The sequence below is a fragment of the Streptosporangium sp. NPDC049078 genome (genome assembly GCF_040648855.1).
Lineage (GTDB): Bacteria > Actinomycetota > Actinomycetes > Streptosporangiales > Streptosporangiaceae > Streptosporangium.
This window is the reverse complement of sequence record NZ_JBEZEL010000001.1, coordinates 628,185-653,343: the sequence shown is the minus strand read 5'-3', so window position 1 is coordinate 653,343 and position 25,159 is coordinate 628,185. Positions and strand designations below refer to the sequence as shown.

Annotated in this window: 22 protein-coding genes; 18 read left to right on the top strand and 4 right to left on the bottom strand. The window is 70.0% G+C overall.

Features of this window, described 5'->3' with window-relative positions; all coding sequences use genetic code 11:
- Window positions 1–175 precede the first annotated feature (175 nt).
- The 3 genes from AB0B90_RS02755 (at window position 176) to AB0B90_RS02745 (ending at window position 5,362) form a co-directional block, all read left to right on the top strand.
- Window positions 176–3,148 carry an ATP-binding protein gene (locus AB0B90_RS02755; protein ID WP_350943093.1) on the top strand — a complete coding sequence of 991 codons (2,973 nt, stop codon included), beginning with the start codon at window positions 176–178 and terminating at the stop codon, window positions 3,146–3,148.
- A gap of 221 nt (window positions 3,149–3,369) precedes the next feature.
- Window positions 3,370–4,656 carry a MurT ligase domain-containing protein gene (locus tag AB0B90_RS02750; protein ID WP_350943094.1) on the top strand — a complete coding sequence of 429 codons (1,287 nt, stop codon included), beginning with the start codon at window positions 3,370–3,372 and terminating at the stop codon, window positions 4,654–4,656.
- Window positions 4,646–5,362 (top strand): glutamine amidotransferase, encoded by a 717-nt coding sequence (locus tag AB0B90_RS02745; RefSeq protein ID WP_350943096.1) that lies wholly within the window; start codon window positions 4,646–4,648, stop codon window positions 5,360–5,362. Before AB0B90_RS02750 ends, AB0B90_RS02745 begins: the two co-directional genes overlap by 11 nt.
- Window positions 5,363–5,419: 57 nt before the next feature.
- Here the strand turns inward: AB0B90_RS02745 and AB0B90_RS02740 are convergent, their stop codons facing one another.
- Window positions 5,420–5,782: a DsrE family protein gene (locus AB0B90_RS02740; protein WP_350943097.1), complete on the bottom strand. Its 363-nt coding sequence runs from the start codon at window positions 5,780–5,782 to the stop codon at window positions 5,420–5,422.
- A 67-nt stretch (window positions 5,783–5,849) separates the two neighbouring features.
- On the opposite strand from AB0B90_RS02740, the gene AB0B90_RS02735 reads away from it, so the two are divergent.
- The 4 genes from AB0B90_RS02735 (at window position 5,850) to AB0B90_RS02720 (ending at window position 8,959) form a co-directional block, all read left to right on the top strand.
- The gene (locus tag AB0B90_RS02735; RefSeq protein WP_350943099.1) at window positions 5,850–6,359 is read left to right on the top strand and encodes an FABP family protein; all 510 of its coding nucleotides are present in this window, start codon (window positions 5,850–5,852) and stop codon (window positions 6,357–6,359) included.
- A gap of 146 nt (window positions 6,360–6,505) precedes the next feature.
- Window positions 6,506–6,811, top strand: coding sequence for a DUF2470 domain-containing protein (locus tag AB0B90_RS02730; RefSeq protein WP_350943100.1), 306 nt, complete (start codon window positions 6,506–6,508; stop codon window positions 6,809–6,811).
- Window positions 6,812–7,406: 595 nt separating this feature from the next.
- The gene (locus AB0B90_RS02725; RefSeq protein ID WP_362920365.1) at window positions 7,407–7,673 is read left to right on the top strand and encodes a hypothetical protein; all 267 of its coding nucleotides are present in this window, start codon (window positions 7,407–7,409) and stop codon (window positions 7,671–7,673) included.
- Between the two features lie 263 nt (window positions 7,674–7,936).
- A complete protein-coding gene (locus AB0B90_RS02720) occupies window positions 7,937–8,959 on the top strand; it encodes a LacI family DNA-binding transcriptional regulator (RefSeq protein WP_350943104.1) in 1,023 nt (340 codons plus the stop codon).
- A 130-nt stretch (window positions 8,960–9,089) separates the two neighbouring features.
- Here AB0B90_RS02720 and AB0B90_RS02715 read toward each other — a convergent pair whose 3' ends face one another.
- Complete coding sequence (locus AB0B90_RS02715; RefSeq protein ID WP_362920362.1) at window positions 9,090–12,122, bottom strand: family 16 glycoside hydrolase; 3,033 nt, start codon at window positions 12,120–12,122, stop codon at window positions 9,090–9,092.
- A gap of 384 nt (window positions 12,123–12,506) precedes the next feature.
- Here AB0B90_RS02715 and AB0B90_RS02710 point away from each other — a divergent pair, with 384 nt between their 5' ends.
- The 7 genes from AB0B90_RS02710 to AB0B90_RS02680 all read left to right on the top strand — a co-directional run bounded on the left by AB0B90_RS02710 (window position 12,507) and on the right by AB0B90_RS02680 (window position 19,051).
- Entirely contained in the window at window positions 12,507–13,454 is a 948-nt protein-coding gene (locus AB0B90_RS02710) for an ABC transporter permease (RefSeq protein ID WP_362920360.1), read from the top strand.
- A 53-nt stretch (window positions 13,455–13,507) separates the two neighbouring features.
- Complete coding sequence (locus tag AB0B90_RS02705; RefSeq protein ID WP_350943110.1) at window positions 13,508–14,515, top strand: ABC transporter substrate-binding protein; 1,008 nt, start codon at window positions 13,508–13,510, stop codon at window positions 14,513–14,515.
- 7 nt (window positions 14,516–14,522) lie between these two features.
- A complete protein-coding gene (locus AB0B90_RS02700) occupies window positions 14,523–15,317 on the top strand; it encodes an ABC transporter ATP-binding protein (protein ID WP_350943112.1) in 795 nt (264 codons plus the stop codon).
- Between the two features lie 116 nt (window positions 15,318–15,433).
- A complete protein-coding gene (locus tag AB0B90_RS02695) occupies window positions 15,434–16,504 on the top strand; it encodes a hypothetical protein (protein ID WP_350943114.1) in 1,071 nt (356 codons plus the stop codon).
- 160 nt (window positions 16,505–16,664) lie between these two features.
- Complete coding sequence (locus AB0B90_RS02690) at window positions 16,665–17,399, top strand: cupin domain-containing protein (RefSeq protein ID WP_350943116.1); 735 nt, start codon at window positions 16,665–16,667, stop codon at window positions 17,397–17,399.
- Window positions 17,400–17,484: 85 nt separating this feature from the next.
- Window positions 17,485–17,898, top strand: coding sequence for a Fur family transcriptional regulator (locus tag AB0B90_RS02685; protein ID WP_350943118.1), 414 nt, complete (start codon window positions 17,485–17,487; stop codon window positions 17,896–17,898).
- A gap of 169 nt (window positions 17,899–18,067) precedes the next feature.
- Complete coding sequence (locus AB0B90_RS02680; RefSeq protein ID WP_350943119.1) at window positions 18,068–19,051, top strand: glycine cleavage T C-terminal barrel domain-containing protein; 984 nt, start codon at window positions 18,068–18,070, stop codon at window positions 19,049–19,051.
- Window positions 19,052–19,107: 56 nt separating this feature from the next.
- Here AB0B90_RS02680 and dtd read toward each other — a convergent pair whose 3' ends face one another.
- Window positions 19,108–19,533, bottom strand: a complete 426-nt coding sequence (gene dtd / locus AB0B90_RS02675) for a D-aminoacyl-tRNA deacylase (protein ID WP_350943120.1) — start codon at window positions 19,531–19,533, stop codon at window positions 19,108–19,110.
- Between the two features lie 57 nt (window positions 19,534–19,590).
- On the opposite strand from dtd, the gene AB0B90_RS02670 reads away from it, so the two are divergent.
- Window positions 19,591–20,532: an asparaginase gene (locus AB0B90_RS02670; protein WP_362920357.1), complete on the top strand. Its 942-nt coding sequence runs from the start codon at window positions 19,591–19,593 to the stop codon at window positions 20,530–20,532.
- A gap of 39 nt (window positions 20,533–20,571) precedes the next feature.
- On the opposite strand, the gene AB0B90_RS02665 is transcribed toward AB0B90_RS02670, so the two are convergent.
- Entirely contained in the window at window positions 20,572–22,374 is a 1,803-nt protein-coding gene (locus AB0B90_RS02665) for a DUF2207 domain-containing protein (protein WP_350943122.1), read from the bottom strand.
- Between the two features lie 134 nt (window positions 22,375–22,508).
- Between AB0B90_RS02665 and AB0B90_RS02660 the strand changes: the two genes are divergently transcribed.
- From AB0B90_RS02660 to AB0B90_RS02650, 3 genes are all read left to right on the top strand, one after another.
- Window positions 22,509–23,552 carry a neutral zinc metallopeptidase gene (locus tag AB0B90_RS02660; RefSeq protein WP_362920355.1) on the top strand — a complete coding sequence of 348 codons (1,044 nt, stop codon included), beginning with the start codon at window positions 22,509–22,511 and terminating at the stop codon, window positions 23,550–23,552.
- A gap of 170 nt (window positions 23,553–23,722) precedes the next feature.
- Window positions 23,723–24,349, top strand: coding sequence for an SGNH/GDSL hydrolase family protein (locus AB0B90_RS02655; protein WP_350943126.1), 627 nt, complete (start codon window positions 23,723–23,725; stop codon window positions 24,347–24,349).
- A 287-nt stretch (window positions 24,350–24,636) separates the two neighbouring features.
- The gene (locus AB0B90_RS02650; RefSeq protein WP_350943128.1) at window positions 24,637–24,960 is read left to right on the top strand and encodes a hypothetical protein; all 324 of its coding nucleotides are present in this window, start codon (window positions 24,637–24,639) and stop codon (window positions 24,958–24,960) included.
- Window positions 24,961–25,159: the final 199 nt, after the last annotated feature.

The window sequence follows — 25,159 nt, the reverse complement described above, 5'->3', positions numbered from 1 at the left end:
GTCCGTATGTCGTAATGGGATGGTCAATGCCAGGGTGCGAGCCCCGAGTCAGGTTCGACCGTGGTCGCGGGGGTGACCTACCCTCGATCTCGATCATGCGTCGGCCGGTACAACGGAGCGATCCGTGAAGCGTCAACCCTCCGGCCTGGAGCCGGGTCCCCCGGGTGGAGACCAAATGCAGCCAAGTGTGTCCCGTCCGCCCAACGCCCTGACAGGGCCCTGGTACAGAATCCAGGCGATCACGGCGCCCTCGCGCAGTTCCTCCGCGGAGTGGGACTTCGTCACCGTCCTGCCCGCGGTGCTCTCCACGGCCCAGCGCAACCGTCCCTTCGTGGTCGGCTGGCTCTCGCGAGGGTCGGGCGCCCCGCTGGAGCTGATCACCAACGCGGGGCCGCTCACCCCGCCGCGCCCGCCCCGCAGGGCCGCCACCGAGGCCGAGCAGGTCCCGGGCGGTCCGGAACCGCTGCTCTTCCCCAGCGGTGCCCGTGGCGTCCGGATCGGCGACGAGTGGCTCCGCGACCTGTCCGACCTCGCCTGGACCGTCTGCCCGGGACGTCAGGCACCTCCGCTCGGCGGACGCAGAGAGCCGGACGCCGACGAGATCAGGCGGCCCACGCTTTTCGAGTCGACGCTGGTCACGCTCATGTCCCGGCCGTTCGCCTGGCTGGTGGTGGCCGAGCAGACCGACCTGCTCGACGCCGAGGTCGCGCACCTGCGCACCCAGCTCAACGTGCTGCGGCAGTACGGTGACGCCTCCGAGCGTTCCCGCTACGACGCGGAACGGGCCGAGCGGCGCATGCAGGAGCTGGACGCCTTTCGCGAGGCCGGGCTCTGGAACGTCCGGGTGCTCGCCGGGGCCGCGGGTCCCGAGGAACTGCGCCAGATCGCCCCGGTGCTCGTCGGCTCCGCCGAGATGAGCCACCACCCCTACCGCCTGCGCAGCGCGCTGTCCGGTCCCGTCTACGGTTTCGCCGAGGCGCTCGCGACCACCCTGCAGGACCCGGCGGACGGCGCGGCCTCCCCGTTCGCGGCCACCGCCGGGGCGCTCGCCGCTCTCGCCGGGCTGCCGCACCGGGAGGTGCCGGGGGTACGGGTCCTCGACGCGGGCTTCTTCGACGTGACCAGCGAGGCGGACACCGTGCCCGGCGAGCTCACCGTCGAGCTCGGGTCCATCCTCGACGGCCAGGACAGGCCGGTCGGCTCGTTCAAGGTCCCGCTGGCCACCCTCAACCGGCACGCGTTCATCACCGGCGCCACCGGCTCCGGCAAGTCGCAGACCGTCAGGCATCTGCTGGAACAGCTCACCGGCGCGGGCATCCCGTGGCTCGCGATCGAGCCCGCCAAGTCCGAGTACGCCTCGATGGGCGGCAGGATCGAACACCTCGCCCCGGTGACCGTGATCAACCCGTCGGCACCGGAGAGCGTGCCGTTCAGCGTCAACCCGCTCGCCCCCGAGCCCGGATACCCGGTCCAGGCGCACATCGACATGGTCCGAGCCCTGTTCATGGCGGCCTTCGACGCCGAGGAGCCGTTCCCGCAGATCATGTCGCTCGCCCTGCAGCGGGTGTACGAGGCCAACGGCTGGGACGTGGTCACCGGCTGGGCCGCCCCCGGCGCCGCCGTCCGGCCCGCCGTGCCGACCCTCGAACAGCTCCAGCAGCACGCGATGGACGTGATCAAGGAGATCGGCTACGGCAAGGAGGTCCAGGCCGACGTGGAGGGCTTCATCTCGCTGCGGCTGCGGTCGCTGCGGGTGGGCTCCGCGGGCCGGTTCTTCGAGGGCGGGCACCCCGCCGACATCGGCGACCTGCTCCAGCGCAACGTGGTGCTCGCGATCGAGGACGTCGCGAACGACGAGGACAAGGCGTTCCTGATGGGCACCTTGATCATCCGGATCGTGGAGCATCTGCGGATGCGGGCCAGGAAGGAGCGCAGCAGCGGGCTCAAGCACGTCATCGTGATCGAGGAGGCACACCGGCTGCTGCGCGACCGGGGCGCGGGGCGGGCCAGCACGCACGCCGTCGAACTCCTGGCGGGCATGCTCGCCGAGATCCGCGCGTACGGCGAGGGCATCGTGGTCGCCGAGCAGATCCCCACGAAGCTCGTCTCCGACGTGGTGAAGAACACCGCGCTGAAGGTGATCCACCGGCTCCCCGCCGAGGACGACCGCCAGCTGGTCGGCGCGGCGACGAACCTGAGCGAGGAGCAGTCCCGGCAGGTCGTCTCGCTCCCTCCCGGTGTCGCCGCGGTCTTCGCCGACGGCATGGACCGGCCGTTGCGCGTCCAGGTGCCGCTGGGCGAGGACCGCGAGCGTCCGGTTCCCGGCCAGATGCCGCCCATCTGTGGCCGTCGCTCGGCGGCCTGCGGGCAGGAGTGCCGCACCGGCCGGGCGTGCACGCTGGTCGAGCTGCGCGAGGCGGACCTGCTCGCCGCGGCCTCCGACTGGGCGTGGCTGCGGATCTGGGCCGACACGCTGGTGCTGGCGTTCTGCACCAACCGGCCGCTGCCGGGAGTGCCCAGGGCGCTCGCCGGCCTCTGGGCGGATCTCCCGCCGCGACGGCGCGAGTGCCTGCTGGCCACGGCGGTGGAACGCTGCGTGGGCCGTCGCGCGTGGTCGCTGCGGACCGTGAACGACCCGACCACGCTGACCGAGCAGGTCGCCGTGGTCGCGACCAGGCTGCTCGGCCCCGACCGCGACCCCGGCGAGCGGCCGGGACCCGCCTGGGTGATCCCGCAGGTGCGGTGGCTGCATGAGGTGGACAGGCTCTTCCCGCACGGCCAGCCCGCGCCCAACCCGCGCGGCTCCGCGCCGGTCATGGAGTACGCGCTGTTCAACCGTCCGGCCGGGGGCACCGAGCTGCTCGGCCACCGGGCCAAGGCGCTGCGCCACCACCCGCTGTCCATGGAGGTGGAGAGGAACCGGGAGCTGGCCTGGCGGGTGATCCTCGGTGACGACGACCGCGAGAGCGTGGAGCGTGACATCCTCACGGTCACCATCGGCCTCGACCCGGCGGAGCGGCTCCGGCACGTGTCCCAGGCCATGGGGGCCGGCTGGCTGGAGAGTGTGCTGTCGTGGCCGGGCCGGTTCGTGCAGCCCTTCGACGAGGATTCGCCGGAGTCGGCGGAACTCGTCTTCACCGAGGGGTGAGGACGATGTTGTTTGTCGGCTTTTTTCGGTGCTTTCTCACCGGGTGCGAAGGCTTCCCCATCTCACCGTCACCGAGGGGTGCGTGTGACGTGCCTCCGGGGGTGACGGTGCCGAAGCAGGGCTAAGATCTGCGGCATGAACGATTCGGTGATTCCGGTCCCGCGGCCGGGCCGGTCGGCCGCCGGGTCGTCCCGTGACGGGTCGCCAAGCGAGGAGACGGTATGACTCAGCTTCCGCTGCGGGCGCAGCTCGCCACCGCTCTCGGCCGGACGGCCGCGACCCTGTCCCGGGTCACCGGGCGTGGGGACGGATCGGTGATCGGGGGCAGGGTCAGCCTGGTCCTGGAGCCCGATCTTCTGCGCAAGCTCGCGCACGACCGCAAGCTCGCGCTGGTGAGCGCGACCAACGGCAAGACGACGACGACCCGCCTGATCACCTCCGCGCTGTCGGAGCTCGGCGACGTCGCCACCAACGCCTTCGGCGCCAACATGCCCGCCGGGCACGTCTCGGCGCTGTCGTCGGCCAAGCACGCCCCGTACGGCGTGCTGGAGGTCGACGAGAAATACCTGCCCGAGGTGATCGACACCACCGGGGCCGGGGTCGTCTGCCTGATGAACCTCAGCCGCGACCAGATGGACCGGGCGGGCGAGATCTGGCTGCTCGCCCAGAAGTGGCGGCGTGCGCTCGCCGGCAAGAACACCCACGTGATCGCCAACGCGGACGACCCGCTGGTGACCTGGGGCGCCTCCACCGCGGCCTCGGTCACCTGGGTGTCGGCGGGACAGCCGTGGAAGGAGGACTCCTGGTGCTGCCCCGAGTGCGGCGGCCCCCTCGACCGCAAGGGCATGGAGTACGTCCCGCCCGGCAGTATCGGCGCCGGTGCCACCTCGACGGCGGGGGAGAACGACTGGGCCTGCCGCGAGTGCACCTTCCGGCGGCCCGAGCCGTCCTGGGTCCTTGACGACGACGCGGTGATCGACCCGCGCGGGCAGCGCTGGGTGCTCGACATCCAGCTTCCCGGGCGCGCCAACCGGGCCAACGCGGCGATCGCGCTCGCCACCGCGGAGGTGTTCGGCCTGCCGGTCGAGCGGGCGCTGCCCCGGCTGCGCGAGGTGAAGTCGGTCGCCGGCCGATACACCACGGTGGAACGCGACGGCCGGCACGCCCGGCTGCTGCTCGCCAAGAACCCGGCGGGATGGCTGGAGGCCTTCGACGTGCTCGACGCCTCGCTTCCGGTGATCCTCTCGGTGAACGCCCAGGGGCCCGACGGTCGCGACACCTCATGGCTGTGGGACGTCGACTACCGCGTGCTGCGCGGCAGGCCGGTCTTCGTGACCGGCGAACGGCGGCTCGACCTCGCGCTCCGGCTGGACGTGGCCGACGTGCCGTTCCAACTGGCGAACTCGTTCGAGCAGGCGCTCGCCGCGCAACCGTCGGGCAAGGTCGACGTGATCGCCAACTACACCGCCTTCCAGCAGATCCGATCGGAGTTCGGTCGTGCAGTCTGACAGCGCCCTGCGCCTTGTCTGGATTTATCCGGACCTACTGAGCACGTACGGCGACCAGGGCAACGTCCTGGTCCTGGAGCAGCGCGCCAAGCGCCGGGGCATCCCGGTCGAGACCGTGCACGTACGCTCGGCCGACCCGGTTCCCGAGAGCGGCGACATCTACCTCATCGGCGGCGGTGAGGACCGGCCGCAGATCCTCGCCTCCGAGCGGCTCCAGCGCGACGGCGGCCTGCACCGGGCCATCCAGCGGGGCGCTGCCCTGCTCGCCGTGTGCGCGGGCTACCAGATCATCGGCACCACGTTCGGTGGTGAGGAGGGCCAGCCGGTCGACGGCATCGGCCTGATCGACATCTCCAGCGGGCGCGGTCAGGGCCGGGCCGTCGGGGAGCTGGCGGGGGAGGCGGACCCGGCACTGGGCATCTCCACGCTCACCGGCTTCGAGAACCACATGGGCGTCACCAGGCTCGGGGCCGGGATCCGGCCGCTGGCACGGACGGCGGTCGGTACGGGCAACGGCGACGGCACCGAGGGCTGTTACACCGGCAAGATCGTCGGCACCTATCTGCACGGTCCCGCGCTCGCCCGCAACCCCGGCCTCGCCGACCTGCTGCTCACCTGGGCGGTGGGCGCCCAGCTGCCGCCGATCGACGACTCCTGGTTCGACAGGCTCCGCGAGGAGCGCCTCACCGCGGTGCTGCCCCGCTGATCAGGCGTCGCTCCTGCCGGCGGGGCGTCTCCGCCGGCAGCGGGTGCTCCGGTGCTCTCAGTAGACGAGGGCCTGGACGCCCTCCTCCAGGACCTCCTCCACGAAGGTGGAGGCGCCCGCGATGCGTATGCCCTCGATCACGTCGTCGACCGTGATGTCCCGTCGGGTCGCGCACTGCGTGCACAGGGTCACCCTGCCGCCCGCGAGCACCGCGTCGAGCAGGTCGCCGAGCTGGGCCGCGTGCGGGAGGGTGAACTCCTTCGCCCGTCCGGGGAGGGCGAACCAGGCGGACTCGCCCGTCAGCCAGAGCGAGACGGGAACGCCGCTCGCCAACGCCGCCGCGGCCACGGTGAAGGCCTGATTGCAGCGCTCAGGCGAGTCTTCGCCCGCGGTAACCTTGATCACCAGTGATCGTGCCATGTTCGCAGCCTATGCGGCCCGGCATCACCGGCGCGAACCATATCGCAGCGGCTCTAGGCTCGTTTCCATGGACGTTCCCGAACTGCATCCCGATCTTGAGCCGATCTCCTTCCTCGTGGGTCGATGGGAAGGCGCCGGGGTCGGTGGATATCCGACGATCGAGAGTTTCAACTTCGGCCAGGAGATCGTCTTCGGTCACAACGGCAAGCCGTTCCTGACCTACAGCAGTCGCACCTGGCTGCTCGACGAGGAGGGCGGCAAGGTCCGCCCGCTGGGCACCGAGACCGGTTTCTGGCGCCAGCTTCCCGGCCGTCAGCTTGAGGTGTGCCTGTCACACCCCACGGGCATCGTGGAGATCTACGTCGGCGAGGTGGTCTTCAACAAGATCGAGCTCCAGACCGACGTGGTGGCCCGCACCGCGACCGCGAAGGAGTACACCGCGGGCCACCGCCTCTACGGCCTGGTCAACGGCAACCTGATGTGGGCGTACGACATGGCCTCCATGGGGCAGCCGCTCCAGTCCCACATCTCGGCCGAGCTCAAGAGGGTCGGCGACTTCGTGCCCGACGAGGTGTGAGGCCGGCCCGATGGGGTCCGCTCGGTGGGGCCACCCGGTGGGGTTCGTCCCGACGGCGCGTGAGGCGGGGCGCCCGGCACCCGCGCTCGGGTGAGCGTCCGGCACCCGCGCTCGGGTGAGGCGGGGCGCTGGTTACGCTCTGGGACATGAGCACTCCCTTCACCCCCGACGTGGTCGAGGCGATCAAGCGCCACATGAACGACGACCACGCCGATGACGCGCTGCTGATCTGCAGGGGCCTCGGTGGGCAACCCGAGGCCACCGGCGCGACGACGACCGGTGTCGACGCCGAGGCGATCGAGTTCGCCGCCGTGGTCGACGGGCGGGACGTCACGGTCCGGGTTCCCTGGAGCACCACGCTGACCGAACGCGCCCAGGTCCGTACGGAGGTCGTCCGCCTCTACCGTGACGCCTGCACCGCCCTCGGCGTCCCCGCACGCGGCGAGCACTAAGGGAACGCGATGGGAACGCTGAGGCAGCACTGACCGGCGAATCCCCGTCGTACGAGGTGACGCCGCCGGGTGGACCTCGCCCACCGACTCCTCCTGAACGGGGAGAGGTGATCGAGAAGAAGGAGCCGGGAAAGGGAAGAACCCCGGGCCACTTCCCCCTGCTCGGCAGGGGGGCCGGTGGACTACAGGCGGGATCGCCCGCCTCCGGCGGCCCGGGGTTCCGGTGATTGTCGTGGATTCGCCGAACGTCGCCTGACGCCCGGACAGAGTCCGGTCGCGGCGTCCTAGCGGACAGCCACCTCGCTAGCCCAACTATGATCAACCATCGTTCGGACCACCTCCTTTCGGCGTGCCTGTACGTTATGAAACTCCGCGCCCTCGAGGCAAATGAATTTTCCAAACCCGCCTCTGCCCTCCAGCGCCCGCCCTCTGAGCAGCCCTGATGCGGCTCGGCGAGGGGGTTGGCGGGACGCCACGGCGGCCGGAGCCGATCGTTCGACCGCCGCCGACGCCCTGTGCGAATATCGCCACGATAGGTGTTCGAATGGTCGCCTAAAGTGAACTACTTGCTATAGGTGGACGGCGGTATTCATCTATGAGGGCGATGCCACCTCTACTGCTTCCTGAGCCGATCTCCGGCATCGACGAGGCGTACATCTACGGCTCCTGGGCTGCTCGATACGCGAATCAGGCCGGACCGCCGCCACGTGATATCGACGTCCTCGCCGTGGGATCCGCGGACGAGCTCCACGACGCGGCGCGAGCGGCCGAACGAATTCTCGGTCGCGAGGTGAACATCGGCCGCATCTCCTCGGCGACGTGGACCGACGACAGCTTGAACCCAAGCGGTTTTTCCCGGTAAATGTGAGTGGCGAAAAGCCGTTACCGCATTATTGTGCATTTGGGCTTAATGTAATATAAAGTAAAATTGCGAGTTTCCTGCGAGGAAGACCTGTGTGTCGCTGTGGGCTCATCTGATCGCGGCCGACCGGCACCCGTCTTGCTCCGCGGATGGCGAGCTGCAAGGTAAGCGTTTACTCGGTGCGCTGATCGCTCCCGACGCTGAGGCAAGGGCTTTCCTGAGCGGCTATTCTGGGTGAAACCGCCCGGGGAGGGATTGGATCTGTGGCGACACTGGCTGATGTCGCACGTCTGGCCGGCGTATCGTCGGCCACCGTGTCGCGGATCATCAACGGCAGCCCCAAGCCCGTGGCCGACGCTCTGCGTGAGCGGGTGCTGGCCGCCGTCGAGGAGTTGCAGTACGTGCCCAACGCGCACGCTCAGCTCCTCGCCCGCTCGCACCGCAGCACGATCGGCGTCATCGTGCACGACGTCTCAGACCCGTACTTCGCCGAGATCATCCGTGGACTGCAACGTGTCGCTACCGAAAACGGGCGACTCGTCATCACCTGCAACAGCTACCGCAACCCGGACAGAGAACTCGAATACGTCGAGCTGCTGCGTGCCCATCAGGTCGCGGCGATCATTCTCGCCGGCTCCGGTTACCACGACGACGCCTTCACCGCCAAGATGAACAGCAAGCTGCGCGTCTACCAGGCCACCGGCGGCCGGACCGTGGTCATCGGCCGCCATGACCACGTCGGCGACGCCGTCCTGCCCGACAACGAGAAGGGCGGCTACCTGCTGGCCGCTGAGCTGTACACCCTGGGCCACCGGCGGTTCGGGGTCATCGCCGGTCCTGAGCAGATGACCACCACCACGGACCGGCTCGCCGGACTGCGCCGCGCTGCGCGGGAGCATGGCCGGAGGTTGCCGGCCCGGCGTATCGTATACGGCGACTTCGACCGCACCAGCGGAATGGCCGCCGCCGCGGCGCTGCTCGACGCTGAGCCGAAGCTGACCGCCATGGCCGCGCTCAACGACTCGATGGCCATCGGCGCCCTCGCGCTGCTGCGTTCGCGTGGCATCGCCGTTCCCGACGAGGTCAGCGTGATCGGCTTTGACGACATGCCCATCGCGTCGGATGTCACCCCCGCGCTCACCACCATCCGTCTCCCGCTCGCCGACATGGGCGCCCGCGCCGTGATCCTCGCCCTGCAGCCGGCCGAAGGCGATGACGTGCTGCGTATCGTGCGGGTGGGAGCGGAGCTCATCCGCCGGGAGAGCGCCGGCCCGGCGCGGCGGTAGCACCTCTTCCCCGTGCCGGGCGCCTTGTTCGGTGGGAGGCGGATCTCCCCGTCGGTGGTGCGTGAAGGGTGACCCTCGCGACGCCGGGCGTCGCGAGGGTCACCTTCGCGGGGTCAGCGGCTCGGTGGTGTCAGAGCCGTTCGATCCAGACGTTGCGGAATCGTGGGTTGTCGCCGGGGTCGCCGTGGTCCTGTAGCTTGATCTTGCCCGGGGCCGGGTCCTCCGCTCTGCCCGCGCCGGTCGGGCCGTCGATGGCCACGTTGTCGTGCACCAGTTTTCCGTTCCACTTCACGGTTATCCGCGCGTCCTCCACCTTCTTGGCCGCGTTGTCGAAGCGCGCCGCGCGGAACTCGATGTCGTACGTCTGCCACTCGCCGGTCGGCCGCGCCGCGTTCACGTCCGGCGCCTTCTTCAGATAGAGGGAGCCGGCGCCGTTGAGCTCCGGGGGTCGCCCGTAGGACTCCAGCACCTGCAGTTCGTAGCTCTCGAAGATGTACACGCCGCTGTTGCCGCGGGCCTGGCCGGTGACCTCCGGCGGGTAGTGCGGCTGGTACCACTCGATGTGCATGCGGAAGTCGCCGAACCGTTCCTTCGTGCGGATGTCACCGCCGAGCGACTCCATCGTCCCGTCCGCCACGGGCCACGTCGCCGGGGCGCCGGACGTCGTCTCCCACGCGTCGAGGTCGGTGCCGTCGAACAGCGTGATCCGCTTCTTCGACGGCGTCACCGTGATCTTGTCCAGGTTGACGCGTCCGACGTCGGTCGCCTCAAAGACGTAGGCGATGGTGTTCGCGCCGGGGCGCAGCGTCACCGTCTCCGTCTGGGTCGCCCAGTTGGCCCAGGCCCCGGTGGGGGCGAGCCAGATCTGCTTCTCCTTCTTGCCGTTGACGTACAGGCTCATCGACTTCGAGGGCGGGTTGGTGGGGATCGAGTTGGGGCCGTTCGCGTACCGCAGCTCGATGTCGTGGCGGCCGGCCTTGTCGGCGCGGACGGCGAACGTGGTGCTGGCGCCCACTTCCCAGTTGCGGTCGACGAAACCGGCGCCCGAGTAGCCGGCGTGGTTGGTGTTCCAGCCGGTCCCACCGGCCAGCTTGGCGGACTCCGCCTCGTACTCGGCCGGTGCCTTCGTGCCGTCGGCCAGCCGGTTGAGCGTGTACCACGCCTCGGTGCTCCACAGCTCCTGACCGGACGCCGAGTCGAACGGGCGCGGGGAGTGCACGTGCACCACGTGGCCCGGCTTCAGGCCCGTGATCTTCAGCGTCACCTTCTTGCGGTCCTTCGACAGGGTCGCCGAGGTGACCTCAAGGGTCTGCTCACCGATCTTCGGGCCGCCGTACTGGGGCGTCGCCACGTACCGCCACTGCTTGACCTTGTACTTGGCGGCGAGGTTCTGCGCGGTCTCGTCGGACAGCGGCTGCGTGTACTCGAGTTCGAAGCCGCCCTTGACGGCCCGCATCTTGCGGATGTCGAACGCCTCGGAGCCGTTGAGGCTGAGCTTCTGCAGGCCGTAGCTGAGCTTGCCCGCCTGGCCCCAGTTGCCCGCCCAGCCGATGCCGCCGGTGTAGATCGCGTTGTCCGGGCCGAGGCCGATCCGGCTCACCCCGGACTCGAGCCCCTGGGTCATGCGGAACACGGCGCCCTGGTACTCGCCCGCGACCTTCTCCAGGTACGCGCGCTGCAGACCGCCGTAGGTCACGTCGCCGAACACCATCTGGCCCTTGAACACGCCGTCGGGCAGCACGATCGGGTTGCTCGGCGAGTTGGAGATCTCGTTGTGCGGCAACCAGAGCACGGGTTCGGTCACCGGCTGGTCGTCGTACGTGCCACTCGGGTTGACGTAGTGGTTGTAGAAGGCGCCCTCCTTGATCCGCACCAGCTTCGACGCCGGCACCCACATGCCCTGGTTGTCGGTGACGAAGATGTCGTTCCCCGGCCCCCAGCCGATGCCGTTGGGTGTGCGCAGCCCACTGGCGATATAGGTCACTTCGCCCGTCTTCTTGTTGATCTTGAGGGTGCTGCCGCGGTGGGGAACGGGCTGCGGGTTGGCGGTCGCGCCGCCGGGGACCATCGAGATGCCCGTGGTGACGTAGAAGTATCCGCCCTTGTACAGCAGGCCGAACGCGAACTCGTGGTAGTTGCCGCTGAACGGCCAGGTCGCGATCCTGCGGTACTCGTCGGTGACCTCGTCGCCTGTCTTGTCCACGAGCGCGGTCAGCTGGTGCTTCTCCGACACGTAGATGGTGCCGTCGACGTACTTGAGGCCCATCGGTTCCTGCAGGCCTTGGGCGATCTTCTTGGTGGTCACCTTGCTCGGGTCGGTGTTGCCGGTGACGCCGTCGAGCAGGTACACCTCGCCGAGCACGGTCTCCCGGTCACCGCCCCAGGTGGAGATGGCCAGCCGGCCGTCCGGCAGCCAGTCCATGCCGGTGACCTGCGGCTGGAAGCCGTCCGGGCGCAGGTTCGTCAGCGTGTAGGCCGGGTGCACACCGGTCAGCGGCAGCCCGTCGCCGGGGGCGTCGGTGACGCCCTCACACTGCTTGCGGCCGGGTGAGGTGACCCGTACGACCTCGGAGTCGGTGCTCAGCACCGAGGTCGGCACGAGGGTGTGGCCGGTCGCGCCCGGTGGCCGCCACTCGAGCCGTAGCCGCTTGGTGGACTGGGCGTCGAAGTGCTCGATGCGCAGCGCGTGGTAGCCCGCGGTCAGGTCGATCGAGCCGTCCTTCGGGGTGGCGCCGTGGCGGCCGGGGTGGTCGATCACCTGGGTGCCGTCGAGGAAGAACCGTGCGCCGTCGTCGCTGATGAGCCGGAAGTCGTAGGTCCCGGCGGTGGTGATGTTGAGGTTGCCGCTCACTTCGGTGACGAACTGGTTCGCGAACCCGAAGTCCGCGGTGGTCGTCCAGTCGATCGTCGGCATCACCTTGTCGATGTTGGGTGTCTGGCCTGGTTTGAGCACGCAGTAGTCGAACAGGGCGACCTGCACGTCGTACACGCGCATCGTCACGCCCGGTTCCTGGGGCGGGATGTCGGCCTGGGCGGCGGCCTGGACGGGGAGTGGCGTCGACAGGAACGGCAGGAGCAACGCAGCGGCGGCTGTGGCGGCCGCGCCGAACCACCGTCGCCTGCGTCCGGGCCGGCTGGTGGTCGGGGGCGTGCTGTGATCCATCTTCCCTCACAGTGGCTGGGGGGTGGACGTGCGGTCAGGATCAGCGGACAGGTAAGCGTTTTCCTAGGAAAGCGCTTTCGACCGTAAACAGAAGACAGGGCGGCGGTCAAGAGGTCCTTCGAAGGGTGGTTCGCGAGTGAATGTCCCTTTTGTCGTCCAGGGTTGGCGGAGGCGGGCCGGGCAAGGGATTGGATGCTCGCATCCAGCGCATTTCGGAAACTGTGCCCCTTTTCGGGCGAGTCGAGTGAAAAGAACCGTTGACGGGTACGTGTCCGGCTGGTTACGGTCGTGGCAATCGGACTAGGAAAGCCCTTTCCTGGCTCTGCGAGGCGGTCGCGCCCAGCTTCCGCCCTCACGGTGATCCGACCCGGAGAAGGAGTGCCTGTGCAGAACCAAGCGGCTGACCACGGCATTGACCTGGAGGCGAAGAACCGGTCCGCGTCGACGACGACTCCGACAGGGGCACGGGCCGGGACGTCCACCGAGGTAACCGCTCCGGCGAATCGCCCACCCGCCCCGACAGGGCGAGCCGACCATCCTGGCATTCGCCTGCTGCGCTTCGCCGGGGCGCTCTGGCGACCCGCGCTTCTGCTCGCCGTCGTCTTCGCCGTCTGGTGGCTCGTCGCCGAGCTCGGATTGATGCCGAACTACCTGCTGCCCACCCCGGGCCAGGTCTGGGAGACCATGATCGAAGACTGGGCGTTTCTGATGCGGAACACGTATGTGACGCTGTATGAGACGGTCATCGGCTTCATCCTGGCCGCCCTGCTGGGTCTGGGTACCGCTGTTTTGATCGCCTACTCGCCCACGATGGAGAAGGCCATCTACCCCATCGTGCTCTTCGCCCAGGTGATTCCGAAGATCGCGATCGCCCCGCTGCTCGTGGTCTGGTTCGGCGTCGGGCTCACGCCGAAGATCGTCTTGGCCGTTCTCATCGCGTTCTTCCCGGTTGTCATCTCCGGGGTGGCCGGTCTGCGATCGACGGATCCGGAGCTGATCGACCTGTCCGCGACCATGGGCGCCGGCCGGTGGAAGACGTTCCGCAAGATCCGATTCCCGAACGCGCTCCCGCATCTGATGGCCGGGTTGAAGGTCGCCGTGACCCTGGCGGTGGTCGGCGCCGTCGTCGGCGAGTTCGTCGGTGCCGACGAGGGTCTCGGCTACGTACTGCTGGTGGCCAACGGCAATCTGGACGCCCCGTTGCTCTTCGCCGACCTGTTCCTGATGTCGTTGATCGGCATCGTCCTCTTCGTCATCGTCGAGGTGGCGGAGGCCCTGCTCATCCCGTGGCACGCCAGCCGTCGTACCGGCGTACCGCTGACCACGTCCTGAATCGCTCCACACACCCCCACCCCCCCCGCCGGATGCTTCGGGAGGCATCGCCAATGAGAAGTCTTGGGTATACCGCCGCCGTGCTCCTGCTGGTGGGAACGGTGGCCGCCTGCGGCGGCGGCGACGCCGAACAGCCAGGCGCCGCCGACGGCGCCAGAACGGTGAACCTGACCCTGAACTGGGTTCCCTACGGCGAGCACGCTCCGTTCTACTACGGGGTCAAGAAGGGCTTCTACGATGCCGAGGGCATCAAGCTGACGATCAAACCCGGCGGAGGGTCCGGGAAGACCATCCAGGCGGTGGCCCAGGAGCAGACCGACTTCGGCTGGGCGGACACTCCGCCACTGCTCAAGGGCATCACCTCGGGCATGAAGGTCAAGAGCGTGGGGGTGTTCCTCCAGAAGGGCCCGGCTTCCATCGAATCCCTCGCCGAGACCGGAATCAAGGCACCCGCCGATCTCAAGGGAAAGACCGTGGGCGGCACCCCGGGCGATGCCATCTACGCCACCTTCCCCGCCTGGCTCAAGGCCAATGGGCTCTCCGAGCAGGACGTCAAGGTGGTCAACCTCGACGCGGCCGGGAAGATCGCCGCTCTCGCCGAGGGCCAGGTCGACGCCATCCAGGGCTTCTTCCACGACCAGGCGCCGACCATCGAGGCCAAAACCGGCAAGGACGTCGACTACCTGCTCTACGCCGACTGGGGGATGAACATGTTGGGCACCGGCCTGGTGGTCAACGAGAACACGCTGAGCAAGGACCCGGACATGGTGAAGGCGTTCGTCCGGGCCACCCAGAGGTCCTGGAGCGAGGCGGCCAAGGACATCCCCGGCGCCGTCGACGCGATGGCCGAACTGGCCGAGAACGAGCCTGAGAAGGACGTGCTGCTCAAGCAGCTGACGCTGGCCGTGCCGCTGCTCGACGTCGCCGCCGACGGCACGCCCGGGGTCAACGCCGAGGCGAAGTGGACCGAAACCATCAATCTGATGACCCAGTACGCCGAGCTGGGAGACCCCGGCGCCCCGTCGAAGTACTGGGACGGCTCCTACGGCAGCAACGGGTGAGGCGGCGATGACCACAGCCGCAGCGACGCTGACCGACACCGCGATCGACATCACCGACCTGACCGTCCAGTTCCAGTCGAAACGATCCCAGACCCTGGCGGTCGACAACGTCACCCTACGGGTTGACGCGGGCGAGTTCATCACGATCGTGGGACCGTCCGGGTGCGGGAAATCCACCGTGCTCAAAATCATCGCCGGCCTGGTCAAGCCCACCAGCGGTACGGTCGCCCTCCTCGGCCGACCGGTCACCCAGCCGCAGAAGGACATCGGCTTCGTCTTCCAGCGGGCGGCCCTGCTTGAGTGGCGAGGTGTGCGGAAGAACATCCTGCTGCAGGCCGAGATGCGTGGGTTGGACCGGGCGTGGGCTGCCCGCCGGGCCGACGAACTGATCGAGCTCACCGGCCTGACCGGCTTCGAGAACGCGCTCCCGCACGAGTTGTCGGGCGGCATGCAGCAGCGGGTGGCCCTCTGCCGGGCGCTGCTGCACCAACCGCCGGTGCTCCTCATGGACGAGCCGTTCGGAGCGCTCGACGCGTTGACCCGCGAGCAGCTCAACACCGAGTTGAACCGGATCTGGCAGGAGACCGGGACCACCATCGTCCTGGTCACCCACTCCATCGCCGAGGCGGTGTTCCTCGGCACCCGGGTCGAGGTGATGAGCCCGCGTCCGGGCCGCATCGTGCGCACTCTCCCCGTCGACCTGCCCCTCGACCGGGAGTACGCGCAGGTGATGTCCGACGAACGGTTCGACCGGTTGGCCACGCAGATCCGCGAACTCCTCGGCTCGGGAGCCAACCACTGACCGACAGCCACGCGCCGAGGCGGTGGACCGACGCCGCCGGGGCGTGGCTCGGACTCGGTGCGGCGCCCGCCGCGCTGATCCTGGGCGCCGGGATCGCGCACCGGCACGGCGGCGCCGTGCCGGTGCTCGGCCTGGCCGGGGGCGCCGCGCTGATGGCGCTGTTGCTCTTCGGTCAGGGTGCCCTGGGGGTACGGCCGCCGTACGGGGAAGGCGGGACGCTGACCGAGGTCGCGCCCCGGTATCTGCCGGCGGCAGGGCGGCTCCTGCTCGGCTGGGTGCTCGGCGCCGCGATGATCGGGTGGAATGGTTTCAACGTCGGGCTGGGCGGCGCCTCCCTGGCCGCGGTGTTCGGCATTCCCGGACCGATGGGCGCGCTACTGCTCGCGGCAGCCGTCCTGGCCGTGTCCTACGCCTCGCCCGCGGCCGGCAACCGGATCGCCGTGCTCACCACGCTGGCGGCACTCGCCCTGGTCACCGTATGCGTGGCGCTGCTGCGGCCGGCGACGCCGCCGGTGACCCTGTCGATGGGCGGTCCAGGTGGGCTGGGCGGCCTGGGTGTGGCTGCCGACATCGCCGTCATCGGCGGCTACGTGTCGGTCTTCGCGCTGCGCGCACCCGACTTCAGCCGTGGTCTCTCCACCCGCCGGGACCTCGTCCGGTGCGTCCTGTTGCTGGTCGCCCCGGCGGTCGTGGTCATCGCGGCGGGCGCCGGGGTCTGGTTGCACACCGGCTCCACCGACGTGGTCTCGGCGCTGGCGGACGCCGACGGTCTTTCGTCGTACGCCAATCTGTTCGTCACGGCCGGGGTCTTCGCGCCCGCGCTGACCACCACCTACTCGGGCGCCCTGGCGCTGCGCGCGGTCCGTCCGACGATGTCGAACTCGGCCGCCATGCTGATGGTGACCGTACCCGGTGCGCTGTTGGCCACGGTCCGCTTCGACCTCCTGCTGCTGCCCTGGTTGTCGGTGCTCGGGGCGATCCTGCCGCCACTGATCATCCCGATGGCGACGGAGGCGTGGCGGCGTCGGCGCGGCCGGTCGCCCCGGCCGGTCGCGACCTGGACCTGGCTGCCGGCCGGCCTGGTCGCGACCGCGTTGACCGTGGCGGGGTCCCCGGTCGCGGGGGTGGCCGGCCTGGCGCTGGCGTCGTTGGCCACCGTGTCGCACCTCTGGCGTGGCCGCCGGTGACCGATGGCCGGGCAGCGACCTTGACCGGCTCGATGAGCGACCCGGTGCGGCCCGGGGGAGTGGGCGGCCGGTGTTGACGGTGCCGGTGCGTGGTATTAGCGTCGAGCCATAACTGGAAAGCCCTTTCCTGAGATATTTCTCCCCGAGAAAGGTGATGCCGATGAGCATGTCGACGGAGCGAGTCACACCGCTGCCGGGCGGGGTCGGAGTCTCCCGGCTCTGCGTTTACGATTCGATCGCTCCGGACGGCGAGATCGGCGGTACCCCTCACCTGCACCTGGCCTGCGCCGAGGCGTACGTGGTGATATCCGGATCGGGGCTCGTGCAGACGCTCACGCTTTCCGGATACCGGGAGACCCGGTTGCGTCCGGGGGCCGTTGTCTGGTTCGCTCCGGGCACGATTCACCGGCTGGTCAACAACGGCGGCCTGGAGATCGTCGTCCTCATGCAGAACAGCGGTCTTCCCGAGGCAGGCGACGCCGTGCTGACCCTTCCGCCGGACCTGCTCGCCGACCCCGCGACGTACGCGGCCGCCGTGGCGCTGCCCGGCGGCGGCGCGCCAGGCGCGGACGTGACCGCCGCCTATGCTCGGCGTGACCTCGCCGTACGCGGGTTCGAGCGGCTGCGGGCCGCCGCGCTGGCCGACGATCTCACCCCGTTGCGCGAGTTCCATGCCGCGGCGATCCGCCTCGTCCGGCCGTACGTGGACGACTGGCGGCGGAGATGGCGCGACGGCGCGTTGCGGGCGGCCGACGAGACCGGACATCAGCTCGACGCGCTCGCTCGCGGCGAAGCGCCACACCTGGCCGAGGCGCAGGTCCACCAGATGGCGGAGCCACGCGACCGTGGCCGACTGGGCATGTGCGGCCTGCTCGACACCTATCCGGTGAGTTGACCGCCTCCACGCCGGCGAATCCACTGCTGCAGGCGGTCGGGCCGTGGGAGGACGAGGGGAGCCTCGGTGCTCATAGACTCTGTATATGACCGAGACGTCGTGGCATGAGGAACTCCGGGCGCGCGGTTACCGGGTCACTCCGCAGCGCCAGCTGGTGCTTGAGGCGGTCAAGGCCTGTGAGCACGCCACTCCGGAGGAGATCTGCAACCGGGTGCGGGAGACCGCTCGCGGGGTGAACATATCCACCGTCTACCGGACCCTTGAGCTCCTTGAGGAGCTCGGCATGGTCACCCACTCCCATCTCGGGCACGGCGCCCCCACCTACCACCTGACGTCCGAGGCCGATCATGTTCATCTGGTCTGCCGCGGTTGCGGGGAGATCAGTGAAGTGAGCCCCGACCTGGTGGAGGACTTCGTCGCCAACCTCGACCAGAAGCTCGGGTTCCTCACCGATGTGCACCATCTGACGGTCTTCGGCCGCTGCCGCAAGTGCCGCTGAGCCGCCGGGGAGATCGTCGCCGGACCGGCGGGACCCCGGGGCCGGGACTCGTCGCGCTTCGGCCGCCGAGCCACTGAGCCGAGCCGCCGGGGTGTGTCGCGCAGGCCGGGACCCTTCTGTGGGAAGAGTCGCCGCCGTGCTCTTCGGCGGAGCCTCGTAGGCTGTGTTCATGCGAAGCCCTCTGCTGGACACTCCCGGCGCGGTCGCGGCCGAGAGCCCCGACGCCGACGTCGCCGGACACTACGGCGACCCGTTCGCCGAGCAGCGCGCGCTGCTCGCCGGGGAGGCGATGGTCGACCGGAGCAACCGCGAGGTCGTCCGGATCTCCGGACCCGATCGTCTGAGCTGGCTCAACAGCCTCAGCTCGCAGAAACTCGACGACCTGAAACCGGGGCGGCCCACCGAGACGCTGCTGCTGGACGCCCAGGGCAGGGTGGAGCACCACCTCGTCCTCGTCGACGACGGCGAGGCGGTGTGGGCGCACGTCGAGCCGGGCACCGGCGCGGAGGTGGCCGCGTTCCTCGACAAGATGCGGTTCATGCTCAGGGTCGAGGTCGCCGACGTGACGGATCGCTACGCCGTGGTCTCCGTGGCCGGGGAGGCGCGCCCCGACCTGCCCGAGGGCGCCGTCGCCGTGGGGCAGGACATCCTGCTCCCGCGCGACCTGCTCGCCGGGCGGCTCGGGCTGGGCCTCGCCGGGCTCTGGGCGTACGAGGCGCTGCGGATCGAGGGGCACCGTCCCCGCCTGGGCTTCGAGACCGACCACAAGACGATCCCGCACGAGGTGGGCTGGATCGGCTCGGCCCTGCACCTCAACAAGGGCTGTTACAAGGGCCAGGAGACCGTGGCCCGCGTCCACAACCTGGGCCACCCGCCCCGCCGCCTGGTCTTCCTGCACCTGGACGGCAGCGTCGACACCCTGCCCAAGCACGGTGCGCCGGTGACCCTGGACGGGGCGGAGGTCGGTTTCGTGGGGAGTTCGGCGCGCCATCACGAGCTGGGGCCGGTCGCGCTCGCCGTGGTCAAGAGGACCGTGCCGGTGGACGCCACGCTGGAGGCCGCGGGGGTGGCCGCGTCCCAGGAGGTCATCGTGCCGCCGGACGCCGGACGCAACGTCCAGATCGACCCGAGCCTGCGCCGCCGCATCCGCTGACCCCGAGGGCGCCCGACGGCGCCGCGCCCCGGTCGTGGTCACCGGGGCGCGCGGGGTCAGATGTCCAGAATCAGGGTGATCGGGCCGTCGTTGGTGAGCCCGACCTTCATGTCGGCCCCGAACACCCCGGTCTCCACGCGGGCGCCCAGCGCGCGCAGTTCGGCGCAGACCGCCTCCACCAGCGGCTCGGCGACCGGTCCAGGGGCGGCGGCCTGCCAGGTGGGACGGCGGCCCTTGCGGGCGTCGCCGTACAGGGTGAACTGGCTGACCACCAGCAGTGGCGCGCCGATGTCGGAGCAGGACTTCTCGCCGGAGAGGATCCGCAGGCCCCAGAGCTTGGCGGCGAGCCTGGCCGCCTCGGCGCGCGTGTCGGTATGGGTCACGCCGACCAGGACGAGCAGCCCCGGCTCGTCGATCGCCCCGACCGTCGCGCCGTCCACCACCACCGACGCGGAACTCACCCGCTGTACGACCGCACGCATACCCCCATCATCCCGTGTCCCCGGGCGTCCCTAGACTTCGGGCGAAAGGAGACAAAGGTGTCTGCTGAGTCGTTGTTCGTCGAGGTTGTCCGCTCGGGGTTCGTGGAGTCCACCCATCGGGCGCGGATGCTCGCGGTGGCCGCCGACGGGTCGCCGGTGAGGGTTCACGGGGCGGTGGACGCCCTGGTGTCGCCACGTTCGTCCATGAAGCCCCTGCAGGCGCTCGGGATGGTCCGCGCCGGGCTCCCCCTGGAGGGGGAGTTGCTCGCGCTGGCGTGCGCGAGTCACGTGGGGGAGCCGTTCCACGTGGACGGGGTACGGAGGATCCTGGCCGGGGCGGGGCTGGAGGAGAGCGCGCTCGGCTGTCCCGCGGACCTGCCTGAGGACGTCGCCTCCCGCGAGGAGGTGCTGCGTTCAGGAGGGGGCCGGGCCAGGGTCTACATGAACTGCTCGGGCAAGCACGCGGCGATGCTGGCCACCTGCGTGGCCAACGGCTGGCCCCCGGAGACCTACCTCGACCCGGCGCATCCGCTGCAGCGGGCCGTGCGCGCCACGATCGAGGAACTGACCGGCGAGCGCGTCGCCGCGAGCGGGGTGGACGGTTGCGGCGCACCGCTGTTCTTCGTCTCGATGCTGGGGGTGACCCGGGCGTTCCGCGCCCTCGTCCTCGCCGATCCCGACTCCCCGGAGCGTCGCGTCGCCGACGCGTTCCGCGCCCACCCCGAGTGGACGTCGGGGACCACCCGCCCCGAGGCCCGGCTGATGCGGGCGGTTCCCGGGCTGCTGGTCAAGGCCGGCGCGGAGGCCTTCGACGCGTTCGTCTTCACCGACGGGCGCTCGGGAACCGTCAAGATCGAGGACGGTGGCCAGCGCGCCCGCGTCCCGGTCACCGTCGCGGCCCTGACCGCCCTCGGCTTCGAGGCCCCGGGACTCGACGAACTCGCCACCGGGGTCGTGCTCGGCGGAGGGCGTCCGGTGGGCGAGATCCGCGTGCGGTAGCCGCCCGGGGCTCGCGTACGGGCTCGTGTAAGGAAGCTCTCACAGGGAGCGGAACTGGCGGGTGGTGGAGATCGCCCCCGAGGTGGTCATGGTGAAGGTCCGCATCGAGTCGGCGAACCTGGACAGGTCCCACTCGGCCGGGCCGTGATACCAGTACAGGTTGTCGGCCTGCTGTCCGTTGCCGGTGACCGAGGAGACCACGCGGGCCCAGCGGTCGACGTTGTCGAAGATGACGGCGTAGGGCAGGTAGCGGGAGAACAGCTCCACCCGCTGGGCCTCGGGGACGTCCCCGCCGAGGTCGGCGCTGGACAGATACTCCCTGAAACCGATGGTGTGGGCGAGGGCGCCCGCGCCCTTCGCGGTCTTGGCGGGCATGTACTGGCCGCCCACCGCGAGGGCGGCACCGGCGATGATCAGGGCCAGGCCGAGCACCCCGTACGTGGTGAGCCAGGCGAGCCCGACGGTGGCGAGGACGCCGAGCCCGGTGAGGACCACCCCGAGGGTCGTCCAGCGGGTGCGGACGGTGTCGGGGCGGCGGGCGAACCAGCCCTGCGTGACCACGTCGCGGTAGAGCGCCTCGCGGACCCTGCCCAGCTTGGCGCCGAACGATCCCTGGAGCTCCGAGAGCAGCACCGCGTCACGGCCGTCGAAGATGGCGTCGTAGAGCTCCCGCTCGTAGGGCAGCAGCGAGGCGACCTGGGCGGCGGGCATCCGCACGAGCCTCCAGTCGGGGGTCTCGTACGTCTGCCGGGGCTGTTCGTCGATCCTGAGGTAGCCCCGCACGGCCAGGTCGACGATCGTGGCGGTCACGTCGATCACGTCGGCCTGCTCGTCCATGAGGGTGCCGATCTGGCCGGGGCGGACACCGTCCGGCGGGGCGAAGTGACCGTTCTCGACGCCGCTGAGCGAGCCCGACTCGTGGCCGACCACGCGGGCGTCGCGGCCCCTGGTCCAGTAGAGGAGGCCGAGGCCGCCGAGCAGCAGCAGGAGCAGGCCGGCCAGCGCGCCGCCGGTGACGGCGTTCAGGGTGAAGGCGTTGGACAGCTCGAAGCGGCGCTCCAGGACCGGTGCCCCCTTGGTGGCGCCGGCGGGGTAACCGACGACCACGGTGAGCACCTCACCGGCGCCGAGGTCCTGCTGCCCGAACTCGGCGGCGACGCCCGTGTGGTCCATGGACGCCTCGGTGCAGGCGATCGCCGAGGTGAGGGGGCCGGCGAAGCACGACAGGTTCTGCGTCGTGGCCGGCCCGCTCACGCTGACCCTGGCCTGCTCCACGGGAACGGACCAGGCGCCCACCGCGTACCAGCGCAGTTCCTGGGCGTCGGCGAGCGGTGTGACGGCGCCCAGGACGTCGTACTCCAGGGTGGCGCTTCCCGATCCTTTCAGGGTGATGGTCTCGCCGGTCAGCGTGGCGTCGCCCTTGAGGCCGGTGACCTGGTAGAGGCGGTCGCTGCGATCGTCGTAGCGGGTCCGGGCGACGAGGTCGCGCGACGGTGCGTCACCCTCGAAGACGACCTCCTCCCTGACGTGGAGCACGCCGTCCTGCCGGAGCTCCAGCTGGACGGTCGTGCTGGTCACCTTGCCGTCCTGCGTGGAGCGGACGGCCTGCGCGGAGCGTGCGGCACGGATGCTCCGTCCGGTCCGAGAGGAGTGGGGCTCCGCCTCGGTCCGCCAGACCTTGGGGGGTGCCGCCTCGGTCCGCACGGTCCGGGAGGACTCCGCTCCGGTCGGGCCGCTCGCCAGGGCGGGGGACGCGAGGGCGAGGGACGTGCCGAGCGTGAGCGCGAGGATCGCCGTCGCGGCCAGGGTTCCGGCTGCTCGGTGCGAGAAAGATGCCGCCATGTGCCGGGAGCTTAGCGAGATCCACCGGCCTGTGACGGACCACCCCGTATCCATTTTTTCCCGCTTATAAACCTATATGTGGTTACATCCGCTAGATTGCCGCCCGTAGATCAACTCTTTGGAGGGGCGGTCGCATGCGCTCACGGGGGGCGAACCCGCTGGCCTTCGGCGTGCTCGGTGTGCTCGCCACGGCGTTCACCGCGGTCGTGGTGATCGCGAGTCTGGCCGGTGAGAAGGATGTCGAGCTTCCCGCCGGGCCGGGGACCGCCCCGGTGGCGACGAGGAGCGCCGCCCCCCAGCAGACGGGTGACAGCGAGGTCACCACGCCGGACTTCACCCCGCCGGAGAAGCTGAACCTCGGCTCGCTGGGCGACGCCGAGATCACGCCGGTCGCCGCGAAACGGAACGCCGCGGGAAGGAGCACCGCCGTCGACCTCCGCCAGATGCGGCGCTCGGACACCGGGGCCCGGCTCAAGCGCAACCCGCTGTACGGCACGGGCCTGATGCGTCCCACCTCGTGCCGTGCCCCCCGGCCCTCGACCCGGCCCCGCGAGATGCTCTCCTATCTCAACGCCGTCACCGACTGCCTGGACCGGGCGTGGTCGGCGAAGTTCTCCCAGGCCGGCGCGCTCTTCCTCCCGGCCCGCAGGGTCTACTGGTCCCGTCAGGGGCGAGGGCCCTGCGGGACGTACCCCGACGCCAACGCCTCCGCCTACTACTGCCCGTCCAACCGGGGCATGTACATCGGCCTGAGCCATGTGATCGAGCAGAGTGGCGACCTCGACCCCGCCGCCAACCACGTGCCCTACATGACCGTGCTCGCCCACGAGTACGCGCACCACGTGCAGAGCATGGCGGGCATCGGCGGAGCCTGGTGGTGGGAGGTCTCCGACAGGTCCCGTGCCGCCCAGGACTCCCACTCCCGCCGCAGCGAACTCCAGGCGCAGTGCCTCGCCGGAGCCTTCGCCCGCACCGTACGGGTCCCGCTGGGAGTCACCAACGCCCGCTGGCAGGAGGTCCTGCGCACCGAGTACGGGCGCGGTGACGACCAGAACGGAGGTGCCCGGCGCGACCACGGCAGCGGCGAGCGCTACGCCGCCTGGCTCGACCACGGCTGGAAGTACGCCAGGATCGCCTACTGCAACACTTGGTCCGTCGGCCCTTCCGATGTCAGCTGACCCCTCCCACCACCGGTGGACATCTGCAATCATGTCGGGAGCCTGACGTTTCCTGAGGTGGTATGCGCGCGCCCGTACGTAGCCGACCGTGGGCGTTCGCGGCCGCATTCCTTGTAGCGATTTCTTCCCTTATTTCGGGATGTAGCGTTGGAAGCGGTCTGGCCACGCCGATGACCGCCGGTACGAAATCACCGCCCGCCTGGCCGTCCCGGGCTCCGCTCGTCATGATCGTCGGTGACAGCTTCACGGTCGGGTCGGGTCCGGTACGAGGGTGGGACGGCTACGCGGCCCGGGTCGCGCGGGAGCTGGGCTGGCAACTGATCACCGCGGGCGCCGCGGGGACGGGCTTCGTCAACCCCGGCAGGGTGGGCCGGACCTTCCAGGACTCCTTCGTCAAGGAGCTCTCCTGGCGTCCCGAGCCCGACATGCTCATCATCTCCGGCGGGCGCAACGACCGCCGGGTCGAGGCCGCGAGGATCGAGAACGCGGCCGTCCGGCTGGTGGAGCTGGCCAGGCGGAGGTGGCCGCACACCAGGATCGTGCTGGTCGGTCCGATCTGGATGACGAAGGCACCCCGGTGGGCCTACGGCGTGCGGGAGGCCGTCGCGCTCGCCGCCGACCGGCAGGAGGTGTCCTTCCTCGACCCGTTCGAGGCCCTCGGCCCGCACGGCCGGGGCTGGGGGCGCGGGGCGGTGCTGCCCGACGGCGTCCACCCCACCCTCGTCGGCCACGTACGCCTCTCGCGCTGGATGGTCTCCGCGCTGCACGCCTACGGCATCGACGCGCGCCCTTCCTGAGAGAGGAGGGGGTCCGGCCGACCGTGAGCCGGGAGGCCCGGCAGCGGAGGGGCGTTGAACCCCTCGTGGAACATAAAGGACATTTCGCCATAAAACAATCCGCCAGAGTTTAATGACCGCCATAAACGGACAATCGATGCGTAAAAGGATTGAATTACCGTTTATGGGCAGACATGGCAGGAAAGTATGACAAGCGGGATGGCTTACATGTTTCCATCTCTAGTGATTTCCGACTGATCAAGAAATGTCGGTAATCGGGGTAATTGAACCTTTCGAGGGGAAAAGCAATGCCCAAGTTCAAGAGTGTCATCACCGGGATCGCCTTCAGCGTGGCGCTGACCGGAGGGGTCGTCGGCGCAGGGGCGGCGACCACCGCCGCGAGCGCCTCCGCGTCGACCGCCGCGGTCACCGCGGCGGCCTTCCCGACCTGGGGCGGCGGTGGCTGTGGCCGCCGCTGCGGCTGCGGCGGCGGTGGTTGCGGCGGCTGGGGAGGTTGGGGCCACCGCGGCGGCCACCAGCGCTTCAAGCTACGGATCAACAACCACAACAACAACAACAACTTCCTGTCGAACAGGAACACCAACGGCCGCTTCGTGTTCGACGACGACTGATCGGATTCCCGATCGCCGGACCCGCGCCCGCGACCTCGTCTCGGGCGCGGCACGGGAAACCCCGTGGCCGGTGTGAACCGGCCACGGGGCCGCGGGGGGGGGGGCGGCGGGGGGGGGGGGGGCGGCGGGGGCGGGGGCGGCGGGGGCGGCGGCCGGGGGGGGGGGGCGGGGGGGGGCGGGGGGGGTGGGGGTGGGGGTT